General features: G+C 71.1%; 13 protein-coding genes, 5 tRNA genes and 1 riboswitch. Of the genes, 10 read left to right on the top strand and 8 right to left on the bottom strand.

Going from position 1 to position 18535, the window contains the following annotated elements; all coding sequences use genetic code 11:
* Window positions 1-80: 80 nt before the first annotated feature.
* The 5 genes from hrpA to ACFU97_RS40195 form a co-directional block, all read right to left on the bottom strand.
* On the bottom strand, window positions 81-4034 hold the full coding sequence (hrpA, locus tag ACFU97_RS40215; protein WP_384266655.1) for an ATP-dependent RNA helicase HrpA: 3954 nt from the start codon (window positions 4032-4034) through the stop codon (window positions 81-83).
* A gap of 256 nt (window positions 4035-4290) precedes the next feature.
* A tRNA-Phe gene (locus ACFU97_RS40210) sits at window positions 4291-4367 on the bottom strand.
* 24 nt (window positions 4368-4391) lie between these two features.
* Window positions 4392-4466, bottom strand: a tRNA-Asp gene (locus tag ACFU97_RS40205).
* A 38-nt stretch (window positions 4467-4504) separates the two neighbouring features.
* Window positions 4505-4577: transfer RNA gene (locus ACFU97_RS40200), tRNA-Glu, on the bottom strand.
* Window positions 4578-4657: 80 nt separating this feature from the next.
* A complete protein-coding gene (locus ACFU97_RS40195; RefSeq protein ID WP_384266653.1) occupies window positions 4658-6265 on the bottom strand; it encodes a metallophosphoesterase in 1608 nt (535 codons plus the stop codon).
* 85 nt (window positions 6266-6350) lie between these two features.
* Between ACFU97_RS40195 and ACFU97_RS40190 the strand changes: the two genes are divergently transcribed.
* From ACFU97_RS40190 to ACFU97_RS40165, 6 genes are all read left to right on the top strand, one after another.
* Complete coding sequence (locus ACFU97_RS40190; protein WP_384266712.1) at window positions 6351-6701, top strand: metallopeptidase family protein; 351 nt, start codon at window positions 6351-6353, stop codon at window positions 6699-6701.
* A gap of 88 nt (window positions 6702-6789) precedes the next feature.
* Window positions 6790-7308, top strand: a complete 519-nt coding sequence (locus tag ACFU97_RS40185; RefSeq protein ID WP_384266650.1) for a hypothetical protein — start codon at window positions 6790-6792, stop codon at window positions 7306-7308.
* A 245-nt stretch (window positions 7309-7553) separates the two neighbouring features.
* Window positions 7554-9521, top strand: coding sequence for a DEAD/DEAH box helicase (locus ACFU97_RS40180; RefSeq protein WP_384266647.1), 1968 nt, complete (start codon window positions 7554-7556; stop codon window positions 9519-9521).
* Window positions 9522-9662: 141 nt separating this feature from the next.
* A complete protein-coding gene (locus ACFU97_RS40175; RefSeq protein WP_384266645.1) occupies window positions 9663-11210 on the top strand; it encodes an amino acid permease in 1548 nt (515 codons plus the stop codon).
* 99 nt (window positions 11211-11309) lie between these two features.
* Window positions 11310-11382 (top strand) — tRNA-Lys (locus ACFU97_RS40170).
* Window positions 11383-11578: 196 nt separating this feature from the next.
* Window positions 11579-11983: a hypothetical protein gene (locus ACFU97_RS40165; RefSeq protein ID WP_384266642.1), complete on the top strand. Its 405-nt coding sequence runs from the start codon at window positions 11579-11581 to the stop codon at window positions 11981-11983.
* Window positions 11984-11990: 7 nt separating this feature from the next.
* On the opposite strand, the gene ribA is transcribed toward ACFU97_RS40165, so the two are convergent.
* Both ribA and ACFU97_RS40155 read right to left on the bottom strand, forming a co-directional pair.
* Window positions 11991-12632 carry a GTP cyclohydrolase II gene (ribA, locus tag ACFU97_RS40160; protein WP_384266639.1) on the bottom strand — a complete coding sequence of 214 codons (642 nt, stop codon included), beginning with the start codon at window positions 12630-12632 and terminating at the stop codon, window positions 11991-11993.
* 107 nt (window positions 12633-12739) lie between these two features.
* The gene (locus ACFU97_RS40155; protein ID WP_384266636.1) at window positions 12740-13255 is read right to left on the bottom strand and encodes a MarR family winged helix-turn-helix transcriptional regulator; all 516 of its coding nucleotides are present in this window, start codon (window positions 13253-13255) and stop codon (window positions 12740-12742) included.
* A gap of 63 nt (window positions 13256-13318) precedes the next feature.
* Here ACFU97_RS40155 and ACFU97_RS40150 point away from each other — a divergent pair, with 63 nt between their 5' ends.
* From ACFU97_RS40150 to ACFU97_RS40135, 4 genes are all read left to right on the top strand, one after another.
* The gene (locus tag ACFU97_RS40150) at window positions 13319-14452 is read left to right on the top strand and encodes a dihydrofolate reductase family protein (protein ID WP_384266633.1); all 1134 of its coding nucleotides are present in this window, start codon (window positions 13319-13321) and stop codon (window positions 14450-14452) included.
* A gap of 49 nt (window positions 14453-14501) precedes the next feature.
* Window positions 14502-14575 (top strand) — tRNA-Met (locus ACFU97_RS40145).
* A gap of 308 nt (window positions 14576-14883) precedes the next feature.
* A riboswitch (cyclic di-AMP (ydaO/yuaA leader) is annotated at window positions 14884-15041 on the top strand.
* Between the two features lie 11 nt (window positions 15042-15052).
* Window positions 15053-16075 (top strand): M23 family metallopeptidase, encoded by a 1023-nt coding sequence (locus ACFU97_RS40140; protein ID WP_384266630.1) that lies wholly within the window; start codon window positions 15053-15055, stop codon window positions 16073-16075.
* A gap of 154 nt (window positions 16076-16229) precedes the next feature.
* On the top strand, window positions 16230-17180 hold the full coding sequence (locus ACFU97_RS40135) for an aldo/keto reductase (RefSeq protein WP_384266628.1): 951 nt from the start codon (window positions 16230-16232) through the stop codon (window positions 17178-17180).
* An 18-nt stretch (window positions 17181-17198) separates the two neighbouring features.
* On the opposite strand, the gene ACFU97_RS40130 is transcribed toward ACFU97_RS40135, so the two are convergent.
* Window positions 17199-18518 carry a PrsW family intramembrane metalloprotease gene (locus ACFU97_RS40130; RefSeq protein ID WP_384266627.1) on the bottom strand — a complete coding sequence of 440 codons (1320 nt, stop codon included), beginning with the start codon at window positions 18516-18518 and terminating at the stop codon, window positions 17199-17201.
* Window positions 18519-18535 lie beyond the last annotated feature (17 nt).

The raw sequence follows: 18535 nt of genomic DNA, 5'->3' as shown, positions 1-18535 counted from the left end.
CGATTCGTGCGTTGCGCTGCGAGAAGAGACTGTACAGGAGGGTGGGTCCCCGGTCGAACTCACCCACCGTGCACGGGTGGTTACGGAGCCGCCGCGTCGATCGCCTTCACGATCCGCTTGTCCGAGACGGGGTACGCCGTGCCGAGCGCGTGGGCGAAGTAGCTCACCCGCAGTTCCTCGATCATCCAGCGGATGTCCGTGACCGAGGACGGCACCGGGCGCCCCTGGGGCAGCTGCTCCAGCAGCCAGGCGTACTCGTCCTGCATCTCGTGGACCTTCTCCATGCGCGTGGTGTCGCGCTGGACGTTCGTCGGCATCTGCTGGAGGCGGCGGTCCGCGGCGACCAGATAGCGCATCAGGTCCGGCAGCCGGCGCAGCCCCGCCGCCGTCACGAACCCCGGCCTCACGAGCGCGTCCAGCTGCTTGCGGACGTCCTGGAGATTCGGGAGCAGCGCCGGACTGCGTACGGCCTTCAGACGGCGCTCGCAGGCCTGCCAGGCGGCGAGGACCTGCTGCACCTGGCCGACCGTGCGGACCGTGGTGTCCACGATCTCCGCGCGCACCTTGTCGTACAGCTTGCGGTACGACTCCTCGTCCCACGCCGGGCCGCCGAAGTCCGCGATCAGCTTGTCCGCCGCGGCCATGGCGCAGTCGTCGAACAGGCCCTGGATCGAGCCGTGCGGGTTGGCGGAGAGCGCGAGCTTCTGCGCGTTCGTCAGCTTCTCGGAGGCGAACTTCGCGGGATTGACCGGGATGTTGCGCAGGATCAGCCGGCGCGTGCCCTTCCACATCGCCTCGGCCTGCTCGGCCTCGGTGTCGAAGAGGCGTACGGAGACCTTGTCGCCGTCGTCCACCAGCGCCGGGTACGCCTTCACCGGCTGCCCGGCCCTGCGGGTCTCGAAGACGCGGGTCAGCGCGCCGATCGTCCAGTCGGTCAGGCCCGCACGCTCCAGGGACTCGCCGCCCTGGCGCGAGGCGGTGGCCGCCGCGGCCTGGGAGAGGGCCTTGCGCGCCTTCGGCTTCAGGCGCAGCCGCAGCGCCTCCAGGTCCTTGTCCTCCGCCAGCTTCCGGCGCCGTTCGTCGACGATGCGGAAGGTGACGCGCAGGTGGTCCGGGACCTTCGACCAGTCGAAGTCGTCGGCCTCGAAGGGCACGCCGACCATGCGCTTGAGCTCGCGGGCCATGGTGACGGTCAGTGGCTCCTGCAGCGGGACCGCGGTGTCCAGGAAGCGCTTGGCGAAGTTCGGCGCCGGCACGTAGTTGCGGCGGATCGGCTTCGGGAGCGAGCGGATCAGCTCCGTCACCACCTCCTCCCGCAGCCCCGGGATCTGCCAGTCGAAGCCCTCGTCCGTGACCTGGTTGAGGACCTGGAGCGGGATGTGGACCGTCACGCCGTCCGCGTCCGCGCCCGGCTCGAACTGGTACGTCACCCGGAACTTCAGCTGCCCCTGCCGCCAGGAGTCCGGGTAGTCGGCCTTGGTGACCGCCTCCGCCGACTCCCGGATGAGCATCTCCCGCTCGAAGTCCAGGAACTCCGGTTCCTCGTGCCGCTTGCGCTTCCACCAGGAGTCGAAGTGGGCGCCGGAGACGACGTGTTCGGGCACCCGGGCGTCGTAGAAGTCGAAGAGCGTGTCGTCGTCGACGACGATGTCCCGGCGCCGGGCCCGGTGCTCCAGCTCCTCGACCTCGCTCAGCAGCTTGCGGTTGTCGGCGAAGAACTTGTGGTGCGTGCGCCAGTCGCCCTCGACGAGCGCGTTGCGGATGAACAGCTCGCGGCTCGTCTCCGGGTCCACCCGGCCGTAGTTGATCTTCCGCTGCGCCACGATCGGGACGCCGTACAGCGTCACCTTCTCGTACGCCATCACGGCCGCCTGGTCCTTCTCCCAGTGCGGCTCGCTGTAGGTGCGCTTCAGCAGGTGCCCGGCGAGCGGCTCGACCCACTCGGGCTCGATCTTCGCGTTGACGCGGGCCCACAGGCGGGAGGTCTCCACCAGCTCCGCGGACATCACGAACCGCGGCGGCTTCCGGAACAGGGCCGAGCCGGGGAAGATCGCGAACTTGGCGTTGCGGGCGCCCAGGTACTCGTTCTTCTGGCCGTCCTTCACGTCCTTCATGCCGACGTGCGAGAGCAGGCCGGCGAGGAGCGAGACGTGGACGCGGTCGCCGGGGGCGTCGTCCTCGTTGAGCTGGATGCCCATCTGCTTGGCGACGGTGCGCAGTTGGGAGTAGATGTCCTGCCATTCGCGGATGCGCAGGAAGTTGAGGTACTCCTGCTTGCACATCCGCCGGAACGAGCTGGAGCCCCGCTCCTTCTGCTGCTCCCTGATGTACCGCCAGAGGTTGAGATAGGCGAGGAAGTCGCTGCTCTCGTCCTTGAAGCGGGCGTGCTGCTGGTCGGCCTGGGCCTGCTTGTCGGAGGGCCGCTCGCGCGGGTCCTGGATGGACAGGGCGGCGGCTATCACCATGACCTCGCGCACACAGCCGTTGCGGTCGGCCTCCAGGACCATGCGGGCCAGCCGCGGGTCGACGGGCAGCTGGGCGAGCTTGCGGCCGGTCTGCGTGAGCCGCTTGCGGACGTCCTTCTCCGCCGGGTCCAGCGCGCCCAGCTCCTGCAGCAGCTGCACGCCGTCGCGGATGTTGCGGTGGTCCGGCGGGTCGATGAAGGGGAACTTCTCGATGTCGCCGAGGCCGGCCGCGGTCATCTGCAGGATGACGGAGGCCAGGTTGGTGCGCAGGATCTCCGCGTCCGTGAACTCCGGCCGGGCGAGGAAGTCGTCCTCGGTGTACAGCCGGATGCAGATGCCGTCGGACGTACGGCCGCAGCGGCCCTTGCGCTGGTTGGCGCTGGCCTGGGAGACCGGCTCGATGGGCAGCCGCTGGACCTTGGTGCGGTGGCTGTAGCGGGAGATGCGGGCGAAGCCGGGGTCGATGACGTACTTGATGCCCGGGACGGTCAGGGACGTCTCGGCCACGTTCGTTGCCAGAACGATCCTGCGTCCGGTGTGCGGCTGGAAGACGCGGTGCTGCTCGGCGTGGGTGAGGCGGGCGTAGAGGGGGAGGACCTCGGTGAAGCGGTACTGCTTCCTCGTCAGCGCGTCCGCGGTGTCCCGGATCTCGCGCTCGCCGGAGAGGAAGACGAGGATGTCGCCCTTCCCCTCGCCCATCAGCTCCTCGACGGCGTCCGTGATCGCGGTGATCTGGTCGCGGTCGGCGTCGTCGCCGTCCTCCTCCAGGAGGGGGCGGTAGCGGACCTCCACCGGATACGTCCGCCCGCTGACCTCGACGATCGGGGCGTCGCCGAAGTGCCGGGAGAAGCGCTCGGGATCGATGGTCGCGGAGGTGATGACGACCTTCAGATCGGGCCGTCTGGGCAGCAGCTGCGCCAGGTAGCCCAGCAGGAAGTCGATGTTGAGGGACCGCTCGTGGGCCTCGTCGATGATGATCGTGTCGTAGGCGCGCAGCTCGCGGTCGGTCTGGATCTCGGCGAGCAGGATGCCGTCCGTCATCAGCTTGATGAAGGTGGAGTCCTGGTTCACCTGGTCGGTGAAGCGGACCTTCCAGCCGACGGCCTCGCCGAGGGGGGCGTCCAGCTCCTCGGCCACCCGCTCGGCGACGGTGCGCGCGGCGATACGGCGGGGCTGGGTGTGCCCGATCATGCCGCGCACGCCGCGGCCGAGCTCGAGACAGATCTTCGGGATCTGGGTGGTCTTTCCGGAACCGGTCTCACCGGCGACGATCACGACCTGGTGGTCGCGGATGGCGTCGGCGATCTCGCTCTTCTTCTGGCTGACCGGCAGCTGCTCGGGATAGGAGACGGCGGGGAGCCGGCCGCGCCGCGCGCCCATCCGCTCCTCGGCCTTCGCGATCTCGGCCTCGATCTCGGTGAGGACGGCGGCGCGGGCCTCCGGCTTGCGGATCTTGCGCGCGCCTTCGAGCCTGCGCCCGAGCCGCTGCGCGTCGCGCAGGGAGAGCTCGGTCAGGCGGGGGGCGAGGGTGCCGAAGGCCGGGGTGGCGGGGGCAGGGTGCGTAGACATACGCGTTCCAGGATCTCATCCCCGGGAAATCCCTGGCGAACGATTTGTACCCGATGCCTCACGGGGCCCGCCGAGCGCGAGAGATCTTCGGGAAGATCTCGGCGGTCCTGACGGGATGTGCCCGTACCCGATTGCGGCTGCGCCGCGGGCGCGGCCTCCACACTGACAGGGTGGCGAGCGGGACGGGGCGAGGTGTGGCGGCATGAAAACACCCCCTCCGAAGATCCCGGAGGGGGTGAACGCCCTGGAAGGGCGGTGGTGGCTGGGGCCGGGGTCGAACCGGCGACCTATCGCTTTTCAGGCGATCGCTCGTACCAACTGAGCTACCCAGCCACGAGATCTTCGGGAAGATCTCGGCGGTCCTGACGGGATTTGAACCCGCGGCCTCCACCTTGACAGGGTGGCGAGCACTCCAAACTGCTCCACAGGACCAAGCTGTTGCGTACGACAGTGTCGCACACGGTGTTGCGTGCCCCCAACGGGATTCGAACCCGTGCTACCGCCTTGAAAGGGCGGCGTCCTAGGCCGCTAGACGATGAGGGCTATCGGCCCGCCTGCGCGCTTCTCAGCGCGTCGGGGACGTGAGAAGCATATGGGATGGCGGGAGGTATCGCCAAAACGGTTTAGGGGGCCGAGGCCCCCGGGGCCGGTGAGGCGGGCGTGGAGGAGACGGAGGACGTGCCCGAGGGGGTCGACGACGTCGACGTCGCGGCTCCCGGCTGGTTCTCCTTCGGCAGGTGCCGGGTGACCTCCGCCGTCGTCTCGCCCAGCCCGCCGAGCTTGATCGCGTCCCACGCCTGCAGCCGGCGGGTGCTGCGGTCGAAGTAGAGGATCGACGCCTCGATCGGGGCCGGGTACTTGTGCTCCAGGGCCCGCAGGCCGCTGCCTCCGGTGGAGCCCTCCATCCGCAGCCGGGTGCCGTACTTCAGGATCTCGTCGCCCTCGTGGTGCAGATGACCGCACAGGACCAGCGGCACGTCGCCGTCCACCTCCCGCGCCGCGGACGGCTCGTGGACCATGGCGACGTCGACCGGCGTGCCCGCGCTCTTCTGGTCGCGCAGCGCCGATGCCAGCCGGTCGCCCGCCAGCTGCTCCGACCGGTCGGCCCCCTGCGGGTTGGAGCGGTCCGGGGTGAACTGCGGGTCGCCGATGCCGGCGAAGCGCAGGCCCGCGACCGTCTGCGCCCGGCCGTCGTCGAGGACGTGCACGTTCTTCATGCGGGACAGATAGCGCTGGGTGAGGTCGGAGTCGTGGTTGCCGCGCACCCAGACGTACGGCGCCCCCAGGTCCGCGACCGGGTCCAGGAAGCCGTTCTCCGCCGCCGTGCCGTGGTCCATCGTGTCGCCGGTGTCGACGATCACGTTCACCTTGTACTGGTCCACCAGCGACGCGATGATCTTCCAGCTGGCGGGGTTGAGGTGGATGTCCGAGACGTGCAGGACGCGCACGGTGGACGGGTCCGGCTGGTAGGCGGGCAGGGTGGACGTGACGTCGTAGAGCTTGGTCACGTTGGTCACCAGGCGCGCCAACTCCTTCTGGTAGACGTCGAATTCGGTGACGATGTTGCGTGCGTTGCCGACCAGCGAGGGGGCCGAGGAGAGCAGGCCCGAGTACTTCGGTTCGAGGACGGACTCGGGGTTCCAGGTCAGGAACGCCGAGGCCCCGGAGGCCATGAGGAGGGCCAGGGCGGTGCCGCCGGCGGCCAGCGCCCGGCGGGGGCGGCGGTAGACCGCGAGGCCGAGGGCCGTCGCACCGGAGACGACGGCGACGCAGGAGCGCAGGGCCAGGTCGCGGGTGCCGTGCTCGACGTCGTGGGCGACCTCGTCCTGCAGGCCGGAGAGGCGCTCGGGGTGGTCGACCAGGGCCTGGGCGCGGACCGGGTCGAGCTGGTCGACGTTCACGTCCAGCCGCACCGGCGCGTGGTGGCTGTCGAGCTGGAGTGCACCGAGCGGCGAGACGTTGATCTTGGTGCCGCCGGTGAGGGACGGGCGCAGCGTCATCGTCGTGTTCATCGGCCCGACCGGCACCCGGACATTGCCGACGACCAGCAGCCCGAGCCAGGCGCCGAGCAGGACCACGGCGGCCAGACCGAGCGCGCGCAGCCAGGCCGACTGCTGCGGGGCGACGTCGAGGGGCGGTTGCGAGCGGGCCGTGCGGGGTCTGCGGGTGAGGGCGTGAGGGGCCCTCCGGAGGCGGTTCAGGGCGTTCAAGGCGGCGGGGACGCGGGCCATTGGTCCCGTATGCCCAAGTGCGGGCGCGGATATGCGGGCGGCCTCAGGACTCTCGTACCGAGCGGTCGTGACTGACAATGGGCGTGTGCTGGAGATGACGCGCGAGGAGTTCGAGGAACTGGTCGCCGAGGCGCTCGACCGGATTCCGCCGGAACTGACGCGGCTGATGGACAACGTCGCGGTGTTCGTCGAGGACGAACCGCCCGCCGACGACCCCGAGCTGCTCGGGCTGTACGAGGGCACTCCGCTGACCGACCGGGGCGAGTGGTACGCGGGCGTGCTGCCGGACCGGATCACCGTCTACCGGGGCCCGACGCTCAGGATGTGCGCGTCGCGGGAGGACGTGGTCGCGGAGACCGAGGTGACCGTGGTGCACGAGATCGCGCATCACTTCGGCATCGACGACACGCGTCTGCACGCCCTCGGCTACGGATGACCGGGGCGGGCGCCCTGGCGCGTGTCCTCTTGCGGGCGGCGGGAGTTGGGCAGGTCGACTCCTTTCCCCACCCCGGAGGTGGCTTCCCGTGCGCCCCATGTACGTACCCGTCCGTCTGGCCGCCACGGTCATGGCGGTCGCCGCTGCCGCCGGCTGCATGAGCGTGGGCGAGAACGGCAGCGGCGGCGCGAAGCCGTCGCACTCCGCCGGGGAGCACGGCGGCGCGGCGCCGGACGGCGGCTCGGCGGTCTCCGGACGGGGCGGCGGGGGCGGTGTCGCGGCCGACGGCAAGCACGGGGGCGGCGACAAGGGGAAGGGCAAGGACGGGGAGTCGGCGTCCCCCTCGGCCTCGCCGTCCGCGCGCGACGGCCGGTCGGCCCCCGCGACGGGCGGGCCCGGCAGGACGCAGGAGCCGGGCGGCCCCACGCCGACGCGGGCGACGTCCGCGCCCACGCACCCGGCCGATCCGCCGCCGACGCCCACGGAGCAGCCGACCTCCGCCTCGCCGGAGCCGACGGTCGCCGAGCCGTCGTCGTCCGCGCACCAGGAGACGGGGCCGCAGCTGGCGGAGCGGGAGCCGGCACCGGCCGCGGGCTCGCCGGCGTAGCGAAGTCCCGCCGCCCGCCGCCGCGTAGAGGTGTGACGTACGTCAATGGGGCTCGGTTTGCCTTCGGGGCAGGTGGGTGCGTATGGTGGTAGATCGTTTGATCCCATTTGCCCGGCGCCACCGCAGAGCGCGCCGTGTGGCGCGTACTCTCCCTTGCCGTGGCGGACCGCATTGAGGCGGTCGTAATGCGAATCACGGAGTTGACGGGCGCGTGCCGACGAGACTCCGGAAGGTTTCGCTTACGCATGTCCATTTCCAGTACTGATCACGTCGTCGTGCCCGAGAACGAGGGCTCCGAGGACGCTCCCGAGGTCACCTTCGCGGACCTCGGACTCCCCGAGGGCGTGGTGCGCAAGCTCGCCCAGAACGGCGTAACCACCCCCTTCCCGATCCAGGCCGCGACCATCCCGGACGCCCTGGCCGGCAAGGACATCCTCGGCCGTGGCCGCACCGGCTCCGGCAAGACCCTCTCCTTCGGCCTGCCGACCCTGGCCACGCTGGCCGGCGGCCGCACCGAGAAGCACAAGCCGCGCGCCGTCATCCTCACGCCGACCCGTGAGCTCGCCATGCAGGTGGCGGACGCCCTCCAGCCCTACGGCGACGTCCTCGGCCTGAAGATGAAGGTCGTCTGCGGCGGTACGTCGATGGGCAACCAGATCTACGCCCTGGAGCGCGGCGTCGACATCCTCGTCGCCACCCCGGGCCGGCTGCGCGACATCATCAACCGCGGCGCCTGCTCCCTCGAGAACGTGCAGATCGCCGTCCTCGACGAGGCCGACCAGATGTCCGACCTGGGCTTCCTGCCCGAGGTCACCGAGCTGCTCGACCAGGTCCCGGCCGGCGGCCAGCGGATGCTGTTCTCGGCCACGATGGAGAACGAGATCTCCACGCTGGTCAAGCGCTACCTGGTCGACCCGGTCTCGCACGAGGTCGACGCCGCCCAGGGCGCCGTGACGACCATGTCGCACCACATCCTGATCGTGAAGCCCAAGGACAAGGCGCCGGTCACCGCCGCGATCGCCTCCCGCAAGGGCCGCACCATCATCTTCGTCCGTACCCAGCTGGGGGCGGACCGCATCGCCGAGCAGCTGCGCGACGCCGGAGTGAAGGCCGACGCGCTGCACGGCGGTATGACGCAGGGCGCGCGCACCCGCACGCTGGCCGACTTCAAGGACGGCTACGTCAACGCGCTCGTCGCGACCGACGTCGCCGCTCGCGGCATCCACGTCGACGGCATCGACCTGGTGCTGAACGTCGACCCGGCGGGCGACCACAAGGACTACCTGCACCGCTCGGGCCGTACCGCCCGCGCCGGCCGCTCCGGCACCGTGGTCTCCCTGTCGCTGCCGCACCAGCGCCGCCAGATCTTCCGGCTGATGGAGGACGCGGGCGTCGACGCCGGGCGTCACATCATCAACTCCGGTACGGCCTTCGACCCCGAGGTCGCCGAGATCACCGGCGCCCGTTCGATGACCGAGGTCCAGGCCGAGTCCGCGGGCAACGCGGCGCAGCAGGCCGAGCGCGACGTCTCGCACCTCACCAAGCAGCTGGAGCGGGCGCAGCGGCGCGCGACCGAGCTGCGCGAGGAGGCCGACCGGCTGACCGCGCAGGTCGCCCGCGAGCGCGGCGAGGACCCGGTGGCCGCGGTGGCCGAGGCCCAGGCCGAAGCCGCCGAGGCGGCCGAGGTGTCGGTGCCCGAGCAGCCGGCGGCGCAGGACGTCGACCGGGCGCAGGCTCCGTCGTCGTACGAGCGTCGTGAGCGCCGGGACAACGACCGTGGCGGCTTCCGCCGCGACGACCGCCGTGACGATCGCGGTGGGCGTTCCTACGAGCGCCGGGACAACGACCGCGGCGGCTTCCGCCGTGACGACCGTCCGGCCGGCCGTTCCTTCGACCGCCGTGACGACCGTGGCGGCCGTTCCTTCGAGCGTCGCGACGACCGTGGTGGCCGTGGCTTCGAGCGCCGGGACAACGACCGTGGCGGCTTCCGCCGCGACGACCGTCCGGCCGGCCGTTCCTTCGAGCGCCGTGACGACCGTGGCGGCCACCGCGGCAGCGACCGTCCCTTCAACCGGGACCGCCGTGACGACCGCCCCGGTTTCCGCTCCGGCGGCCACGACCGCCCCTACGGCCGTCGTGACGACCACCGTGGTACCGGCTCCGGCTCCTACGGCCGCCGGGACGACAAGCCGCGCTGGAAGCGCAACGGCTGACGCCTGACGCACAGTTGAGGAAGGGCCCGTACGACTCCGGTCGTACGGGCCCTTCGGCGTTCCGGCGGCGGCGAAGACTTTTGGCCACAGCACGTACTCCGTGGCGCATGTCACGCCCCCGGTGAGGGAATCGCTGGGGACATGACAGATGACGCCAAGGTGAGTGGGCTGTCTGACGAAGAGCGGCTGGCCCAGCTCGGCTACACGCAGGTTCTCGCCCGCCGCATGTCGGCGTTCTCCAACTACGCGGTCTCGTTCACGATCATCTCGGTCCTGTCGGGCTGCCTGACGCTGTATCTGTTCGGCATGAACACCGGCGGCCCGGCGGTGATCACCTGGGGCTGGATCGCCGTAGGCCTGATGACGCTGTTCGTCGGGCTGTCGATGGCCGAGATCTGCTCGGCCTACCCGACCTCCGCGGGCCTGTACTTCTGGGCGCACCGGCTCGCGCCGCCGCGGTCCGCGGCCGCCTGGGCGTGGTTCACGGGCTGGTTCAACGTGCTCGGCCAGGTGGCGGTGACCGCGGGCATCGACTTCGGCGCGGCGTCCTTCCTCGGCGCGTACCTGAACCTGCAGTTCGGCTTCGAGGTGACGCCGGGGCGCACGATCCTGCTCTTCGCCGGGATCCTGGTGCTGCACGGCCTGCTGAACACCTTCGGGGTGCGGATCGTCGCCCTGCTCAACAGCGTGAGCGTGTGGTGGCACGTGCTGGGCGTGGGCGTGATCGTCGGCGCGCTGGCCTTCGTGCCGGACCACCACCAGTCGGCGTCCTTCGTGTTCACGAAGTTCGTGAACAACACCGGCTGGGGGAGCGGGGTGTACGTCGTGCTGCTGGGCCTGCTCATGGCGCAGTACACCTTCACCGGCTACGACGCCTCCGCCCATATGACGGAGGAGACGCACGACGCCTCGACGGCCGGCCCTAAGGGCATCGTCCGCTCCATCTGGACCTCGTGGATCGCCGGCTTCGTGCTGCTGCTCGGCTTCACCTTCGCCATCCAGTCCTACGACAAGGAGCTCGCGTCGCCGACCGGCGCACCGCCCGCGCAGATCCTGCTGGACGCGCTGGGCGCGACGGCGGGCAAGCTCCTGCTGCTGGTCGTGGTGGGCGCGCAGCTGTTCTGCGGGATGGCGTCGGTGACGGCCAACAGCCGCATGATCTACGCCTTTTCACGCGACGGCGCCCTGCCGTTCTCCCATGTGTGGCACACGGTGAGCCCGCGCACCCGCACGCCGGTGGCGGCGGTGTGGCTGGCCGCGGCGGGCGCCCTGGTCCTCGGCCTGCCGTACCTCATCAACTACACCGCCTACGCCGCGGTGACCTCGGTCGCCGTGATCGGCCTCTACATCGCCTACGTCATCCCGACGCTCCTGCGGCTGGTCAAGGGCGAGGCCTTCGAGCGCGGGCCCTGGCATCTGGGGCGCTGGTCGCGGCTGATCGGGATCGTCTCGGTGACCTGGGTGGGCGCCATCACGATCCTCTTCATGCTGCCGCAGGTCTCGCCGGTCACCGGGGAGAGCTTCAACTACGCCCCGGTCGCCGTGCTCGTCGTCCTCGGCTTCGCCTGGGTGTGGTGGCTGGCGTCGGCCCGGCACTGGTTCCTCAACCCCGAGCATCAGCGCACCCGGGCCCGTGAGGCGTCCCGCGCGGGGGCCTCCGCCGCCACCCCGGAAAAGGTGGATCCCTGACGCTCCGGCCCGATCTTCACCGCCGCCACGGCCGTGTCCCCGATACCCGATCGGAGTCCCGGCCGTGTCCGGCTATGCTCGGGGAGGCAACATCGCCAAGGGCCCTTAGCTCAATTGGCAGAGCAGTGGACTTTTAATCCATTGGTTGTGGGTTCGAGTCCCACAGGGCCTACCGGTGTCGGTCGGGGCACGACCCGCGACCACCCACAGCGCCCGGGACGGCTTCGGCCGGCCCGGGCGCTGTCCTCTTCCCGCTCCGGCCCCGCCTGCTTTCGTCGCACTCCGGGCCGGCGGCCGGCTACTTAAGTCGCGGGGTTCGCGCCCGAGCGACGACGCGCGGGGACCGCGCCCGGTGCCAGGCTGGGCTCATGAGCGAGAACGAGACCGTCAGGGCCGCCGGCGACTACGTGGGCGCCACCGCCGAGGAGCTGAGCCGGAAGACCACCGCGGACAAGATGGCCGGCGGGGTCAGCCAGAAGGCGCTGTTCCTGCGCCGCGGCAGGATCTCCCTGAACGACGAGCGGCTGGTGCTCGGCGGCTGGGGCGAGAGCGGGGACCTGGTGCTGAGCCGGGCGGACATCACCTCGGTGGACGTCAGGTTCACCGACCTCTACGGCCGTTTCGTCGGGGGCCTGCTGAACGCGGGCAAGCCGCTGATCCTGGACACCGTGCCCGCCGGGGAGATCTACCTGCTGATCGACCGCAAGGAGTTCATGGAGACCACGGACGACCGCGCCTGGGCCGCACGTCTCACGGCGTGGCTGGGCCGGTGAGCCCCCGTCAGCCGGCGTTGAGCTCCGTCAACTGGCCGAGCGGCAGCGTGTGCTGGGTCTGGAGCACCTTGGCGCGCAGATAGCGGACGTTGTGGGCCGTGGTGAAGACGCCGGTGGGGACGCGGTCGCGGACGTCGATGCCGAGGTCGCGCAGCTGGCCCGCCTTGTCGGGGTTGTTGGAGAGCAGGTCGAGGGCGTCGATGCCGAGGGCCCGCAGCATCTGCGCGGCCGCCGTGTAGTCGCGGTCGTCCTCGGGCAGGCCGAGGGCGGCGTTCGCCTCGTAGGTGTCGAGGCCCTGGTCCTGGAGGGCGTAGGCGTCCAGCTTGTTGTAGAGGCCGATGCCGCGGCCCTCCTGGCGCAGGTAGAGCAGCACCCCGCCGCGGTCCGCGATCCGCTCGACCGCCTCGCGCAGCTGGGGGCCGCAGTCGCAGCGGGCCGAGCCGAACACGTCGCCCGTCAGGCACTCGGAATGCAGGCGGACCAGAGGCGTTGTACCGGGGGCCGGGTCGCCGAGCACGACGGCCACGTGCTCCTGGCCGTCGGTCAGGCCGTGGAAGGTGACCAGTTCGGCGTCGACGCTGTAGCCGTCCTGGAAGCGCAGCGGTACCCGGACACGGGCGCGCGTCGTGGCGGCGGGGAAGTCGGGCATGCGGGGTCTCCCGGGTCCGGTCGGTATCTGCTTCAGATTTGAAGCAGATCTACGGTGCAGGACACTACCTCTGCTTTAAATTTGAAGCAACAGAATTGCGGCGCAGCTCACGAACAAGAGCCGGAGGAGCGGCGCCGCCACGGGACGTCCTCCGCGGCGGGGCGCTCCTCGTCGCTCTCCAGCGCCGTGACGATCCCCGAGAAGATGTCCTCCAGCTGTTCCACCTGCTGCGGGGTCAGCCGGTCGAAGAGCAGGGAGCGTACGGTCTCCACATGTCCCGGCGCCGTCCGCTCCAGCACGGCCATCCCCTCGTCCGTCAGTGTGGCGAAGCTGCTGCGCTTGTCCGATGTGCAGTCCTCGCGGCGGACCAGGCCGTCCTTCTCCAGCCGGGTCACGGCGTACGTCAGTCGGCTGCGGGTGATCTTCGACCGCTCGGCCAGGTCGGTCATGCGCAGGCTGCGCCCGGGCACCTCGGAGAGGTTGGCCAGGATGGAGTAGTACAGGTGCGGCATGCCGGCGTCCTGCTGGAGCTGCCGGTCGATCGCGTCCTCCAGGAGGTGCGTCGCGGCGATGTACGCGCGCCAGGCGCGCTGCTCCTTGGAGGTGAGCCAGCGAGTCGTCATACCCCCAGTGTAGGTTTGTTTCAAACTTGAACCAAGCGGTCCGTCCGAGAGTGAGCGCGTCCGATGCCGTACCCCCACGTCCTGCTGTCCGCCGCCGTCTCGCTCGACGGCTACCTCGACGACACCGGCCCCGACCGCCTCCTGCTCTCCAGCCCCGCCGACTTCGACCGCGTGGACGAGGTGCGGGCGTCGGTCGACGCGATCCTGATCGGCGCCGGCACCATCCGCGCCGACAATCCGCGGCTGCTGGTGAACTCCCCGGAGCGCCGGGCCGCGCGGATCGCGGCGGGGCGGCCGGAGTACCCCCTCAAGGTCACCGTCAGCGGTTCCGGCGAGCTGGACCCCGGCGCCAGGTTCTGGCACACCGGCGGCGACAAGCTCCTGTGCACCACCGACAAGGGCGCCGAGCGGGCCCGCGCGCTGGGCCTCGCCGCCGACGTCGTCGCGCTCGGCCCCGACCTCGACTGGCGCACGCTCCTCGCGCATCTGCACGACGAGCGCGGCGTACGGCGCCTGATGGTCGAGGGCGGCGGCACCGTCCACACCCAGCTGCTCCAGCAGGGCCTCGCCGACGAACTCCAGCTCGTCCTCGCCCCGCTCTTCGTGGGCGACCCGGACGCGCCCCGCCTCTTCGGCCCCGGCGCCTACCAGGGCGGCCGCCTGCGCCTCACGGAGACGCGGCACATCGAGGACGTCGTCTTCATGCGCTACGAGCCCACCGCCCCCGGCGCCGGCCCGCTGCCCACCGCCGCCGACCACCACTGGCTGGCCCTCGCCTGCGAGCTGGCGGCCCTGTGCCCGCCCTCCCGCACGGCCTTCAGCGTGGGCGCGCTGATCGTCGCCGCCGACGGCACGGAGCTCGCCCGCGGCCACTCACGCGAGGGCGGCGACCCCGTCGTGCACGCCGAGGAGGCGGCCCTGGCCAAGCTCGACCCGGCCGATCCGAGGCTCGCGTCGGCCACGGTCTACAGCAGCCTGGAGCCCTGCACCCAGCGTGCCTCCCGGCCTAAACCGTGCGCCCGGCTGATCCTCGACGCGGGCGTACGGCGAGTGGTCACGGCCTGGCGGGAGCCCGACACCTTCGTCGCGGGCGCGGACGGCAGCGGCCTGCTGGCGGCCCGGGGCGTCGAGGTCGTCGTACTGGCGGAGCACGAGGAGCAGGCCAAGGCGCCCAACCGTCATCTGCCGGGCTTCTGAGCCGTGGCGTCGGCGGTCCCGCGGATGGCGTATGCTGGTGTCACACCGACGCGGGGTGGAGCAGCTCGGTAGCTCGCTGGGCTCATAACCCAGAGGTCGCAGGTTCAAATCCTGTCCCCGCTACTCAAGGCCCAGGGCCGGAATCCGGAAACGGATTCCGGCCCTGGGTGTTTCCGGCGCGCATGGCCGTCACCGGGCCCTCGTCACCTGCGGTGACCGTCCGACCGCTTTCCGCATAACGACTGACACACCGTCAGAACGGGCGGGGTTTCCGGGGCGAGGCCAACTCGCCCGTTTTTCGCCTCTCTTGGCCCGTACGTCCAGGCCAAAAAGCATTAATGATCAAGCAGAACAGCTTGGAATCGGCACCCCGGGTCTATTAACGTTCGATAACGCAGCGCGGTCGTCCCAGCCGTCACAAGAGGCGGCTCCGTGCGCACGCGCCGAATCCCGCAAGGGAACCGGGGAACCACCACCCAGGGGTGAATCGCGCGGATGCCGTCGTGGAGCCACGACCGGTATACGCGCGTAGGAGACCTTCCTGCTCCGAACCCGTCAGCTAACCCGGTAGGCGAGAAGGAAGGAAAGGAGCGCGCCCACGTGGCGTCCAACCCGCCTGCCCCGGCACCGTTCGTGCCGAGCACCGAGCCCTTCGGCTTCCCCGGCCCCCGCTCCGACGAGGGTCCGTGGGAGGAGTGGAACCCCACCGAGGACTCCGTCGCCCCGGTCCGCGGCCGGCACCGTGTCGCCAAGCAGCGCGGCGGCGGACTCGCCCGCAGCTCCACGGTCCTCGGCGTCGGCGTCATAGCCGCCGTCGGCGCGGGCGGTATGGCCAGCGCCAACACCGGCAAGCCCCCGGTCTCCATCTCCATGCCCGACCTGGGCTCCGTGGGCCACATGTTCGGCGGCTCCGCCGAGACGCCCAAGGGTTCGGCCACCGCGCTCAGCACCGTCGGCGTGAGCACCGAGGACACCGAGCAGGGCGCCCGGGACGCCGGTCAGGCGCTGCGCGACCGCATCATGGCGCAGGCCGAGAGCCAGCAGGTCCAGGTCGACAGCAAGGCCCAGTCCGTCACCGAGGCGGCCCTCGCCAAGCAGGTCGACGACGCCGCCGCCAAGGCGGAGAAGGAGGCCGCGGCCAAGGCCGCCGCCGCCAAGGAGAAGGCCGAGGCGGAGGCCAAGAAGGCCGCCGAGGCCGCGCGCCTGGCCGAACTGGCCAAGCAGTACAAGCTCCCGGTCGTGTCGTACACGATCACCGGCACCTTCGGGCAGCCCGGCTCCATGTGGTCCTCCGGTTACCACACGGGCCTCGACTTCGCCGCCCCCACGGGCACGCCCATCAAGGCCGTCCACAGCGGCACCGTCACCGAGGCCGGCTGGGCCGGCTCGTACGGCTACCGCACGATCGTGACCCTCGACGACGGCACCGAGCTGTGGTTCTGCCACCAGTCGTCGATCAGTGTGAGCGTGGGCCAGAAGGTCAGCACGGGCGAGGTCATCGGCCGCGTCGGCGCCACCGGCAACGTCACCGGCCCGCACCTGCACCTCGAGGTCCACCCGAACGGCCAGGCCGAGGGCATCGACCCGATGACCTGGCTGCGCGGCAAGGGCCTCACCCCTTGATCCACGCCGGGACCCCGGTGGTCCTGGCGGCTTCCCCCCGACGTCAGGGCCGCCGGCGGACGCGCGCGCGTCCGCCGCGCACCCCGTCCCGGTTTACGTGATCTTTGCGGCACCGGCGGAATGGGCCGCTCCGGCGCCGTCGTTGACGTCCAGCATGACGTCTCCTTCTCTGCGCAAGCTCGGCTCCTCCGGCCTCGAGGTCTTCCCGCTCTGCCTCGGCGGCAATGTCTTCGGCTGGACCGCCGACGAGGCCGCTTCCTTCGCCGTGCTCGACGCCTACGCGGCCGCCGGCGGCAACTTCCTCGACACCGCCGACTCCTACTCGGCGTGGATCGACGGCAACCAGGGCGGCGAGTCGGAGACGATCATCGGCCGGTGGGTCAGGGCGCGCGGCAACCGCGACGACGTGGTCATCGCGACCAAGGTCAGCCAGCACCCCGAGTTCCCGGGCCTGACGGCCGCCAACATCAAGGCCGCCGCGGACGCCTCCCTGCGCCGCCTGGGCACCGACCACATCGACCTCTACTACACGCACTTCGACAAGCCCGAGGTGCCGGTCGAGGAGATCGTCGGCGCGCTCGACGAGCTGGTGCGGGCCGGCAAGGTGCGGCACATCGCCGCCTCCAACATCTCGCCCGAACGGCTGCGCGCGTCCCTGGAGTTCTCCGACCGCGAGGGCCTGGCCAAGTACGTGGCGCTGCAGCCCCACTACAACCTGGTCTCGCGCGACACCTACGAGGGCGAGCTCCAGGACGTGGCCGCGCGCTACGGCCTCGCGGCCGTCCCGTACTACGCCCTGGCCGCCGGCTTCCTCACCGGCAAGTACCGGCCCGGCACCACGGTCGACAGCGCGCGGGCGGGCCGGGTGGCGCAGTACCTGGACAGCGAGCGGGGGCGGCGGGTGCTGACCGCGCTCGACGAGATCGCCCAGGCGCACGGTGCCGCGGTGCCCACGGTCGCCCTGGCCTGGCTCGCCGCCCGGCCGACGGTCGCCGCGCCGATCGCGTCCGCCCGCACGGTGGAGCAGCTGCCGGCCCTGCTGGCGGTGGCGGAGCTGACCCTCACGGACGCCGAGCTCGCCCGGCTGACGCGGGCGTCGGCCTGATCACCCGGCCGGGCCGCCCTACGACTGGTACGGGTTGTACGCGGGATTCGGGATCGCCGGGTACCCGTACACCCCGTACACCGGCCAGGGCGGCGCGACCACGGGCACCGCGGGTGCCGTCGCGCGCGCCGCGTAGTCGAGCGCCGGGCGGGCCACCTCGCGGCGCCGCCACAGCTCGTACAGCAACTCCCGTTCCCTGACGACGAAGTCCGCGCCGGCGCGGCCGTGGCGCCCCCGGTGCCGCAGGAAGGCCAGGGAGGTCGCGTACGCCTCGTACTGGGTGACCTGGCGCGCGGCCGGCCTGCCGCCGTAGTGGGCGGCGTAGTCACGGGCCAGCCGTCGGGCCCGCATCGAGCCGAGGGCGAAGGGCTCGGCGGGCGAGAGCCAGCCGGCGACGGCGTAGGCGGGCAGTTCCTCGCGCACGGTGCGCAGTTCGCGCTGGCGCGTCCAGATCACCAGCCAGGTCAGCAGGCCGAACGCCGGGACCATGAAGGCGGCGTAGACGGCGAAGAAGCCGTACTCGCCGAAGGTCGACGAGCCGTTCCAGATGGCGTGCATGCCCATCGCGAGCAGCAGGCCGGAGAGCGGGACGAGGACCCGCCGCAGATGCTGGCGCTCCGAGGCGACCGCGGCGAGGCCGAAGCCGATTCCGGTCAGCACGGTGAAGAGCGGGTGCGCGAACGGCGACATGACGATGCGCACGAAGAACGTCGCCGCCGTGACGGAGGCGATGCCGCTCTCGCCGGTGAGCTGGTCGGTGCCGAAGGCGGTGCCCAGATAGAGGATGTTCTCGGTGAACGCGAAGCCGGTGGCGGTGACCCCGGCTATGACGACGCCGTCGACGATCCCGGTGAAGTCCCGTCTGCGGAACAGGAAGACCAGCAGGACGGCTGCCGCCTTCGCCGACTCCTCGACGATGGGCGCTATCACCGTCGCGCCGAGGGTGTCGGCGCTGGACGGGTCGGCCGTCGCCGTCGCTATCCACTTCGTGGCGAAGCTGTTGGCGACGATCGCTATAAGCGCCGCCGCGCAAGCCCCCCAGGCGAAGGCGAACAGCAGGTTGCGCCAGGGGCCGGGGGCGACCCGGTCGAGCCAGCGGAAGGCGGCCACGAGCAGGGGCACGGGCAGCACCGCCAGCCCCAGCCCCACCAGGAACCCCTCGGTGCCGGTCTGCTGGCGCACCAGGGCCAGGATGACGAGCCCGGAAAGGGCGAGAAGAGTGCTGAGGGCGCCGTACCGCACCCATCTGCGCTGCCACCAGTGCGCATGCCTGAGGGCACCACCGGCCGGGCCGCCGGACTGCGGCGGATGCGTCGGGTACGGGGGACTGCTGGCCACGGCATTGACCCTAACGA

Origin of the sequence: Streptomyces sp. NPDC057616 (genome assembly GCF_042800575.1) — a bacterium.
Taxonomy (GTDB): Bacteria; Actinomycetota; Actinomycetes; order Streptomycetales; family Streptomycetaceae; genus Streptomyces.
This window is presented reverse-complemented; position numbering and strand designations above follow the sequence as displayed.

Excerpts from the sequence above, each read along its gene's own strand:
- ACFU97_RS40180 (WP_384266647.1), top strand. The coding sequence starts at position 7,554 with ATGTCCATTTCCAGTACTGATCACGTCGTCGTGCCCGAGAACGAGGGC.
- ACFU97_RS40175 (WP_384266645.1), top strand. The coding sequence starts at position 9,663 with ATGACAGATGACGCCAAGGTGAGTGGGCTGTCTGACGAAGAGCGGCTG.
- ACFU97_RS40165 (WP_384266642.1), top strand. The coding sequence starts at position 11,579 with ATGAGCGAGAACGAGACCGTCAGGGCCGCCGGCGACTACGTGGGCGCC.
- hrpA (WP_384266655.1), bottom strand. The coding sequence starts at position 4,034 with ATGTCTACGCACCCTGCCCCCGCCACCCCGGCCTTCGGCACCCTCGCC.
- ribA (WP_384266639.1), bottom strand. The coding sequence starts at position 12,632 with ATGCCCGACTTCCCCGCCGCCACGACGCGCGCCCGTGTCCGGGTACCG.
- ACFU97_RS40195 (WP_384266653.1), bottom strand. The coding sequence starts at position 6,265 with ATGGCCCGCGTCCCCGCCGCCTTGAACGCCCTGAACCGCCTCCGGAGG.
- ACFU97_RS40135 (WP_384266628.1), top strand. The coding sequence starts at position 16,230 with ATGACGTCTCCTTCTCTGCGCAAGCTCGGCTCCTCCGGCCTCGAGGTC.
- ACFU97_RS40155 (WP_384266636.1), bottom strand. The coding sequence starts at position 13,255 with ATGACGACTCGCTGGCTCACCTCCAAGGAGCAGCGCGCCTGGCGCGCG.
- ACFU97_RS40150 (WP_384266633.1), top strand. The coding sequence starts at position 13,319 with ATGCCGTACCCCCACGTCCTGCTGTCCGCCGCCGTCTCGCTCGACGGC.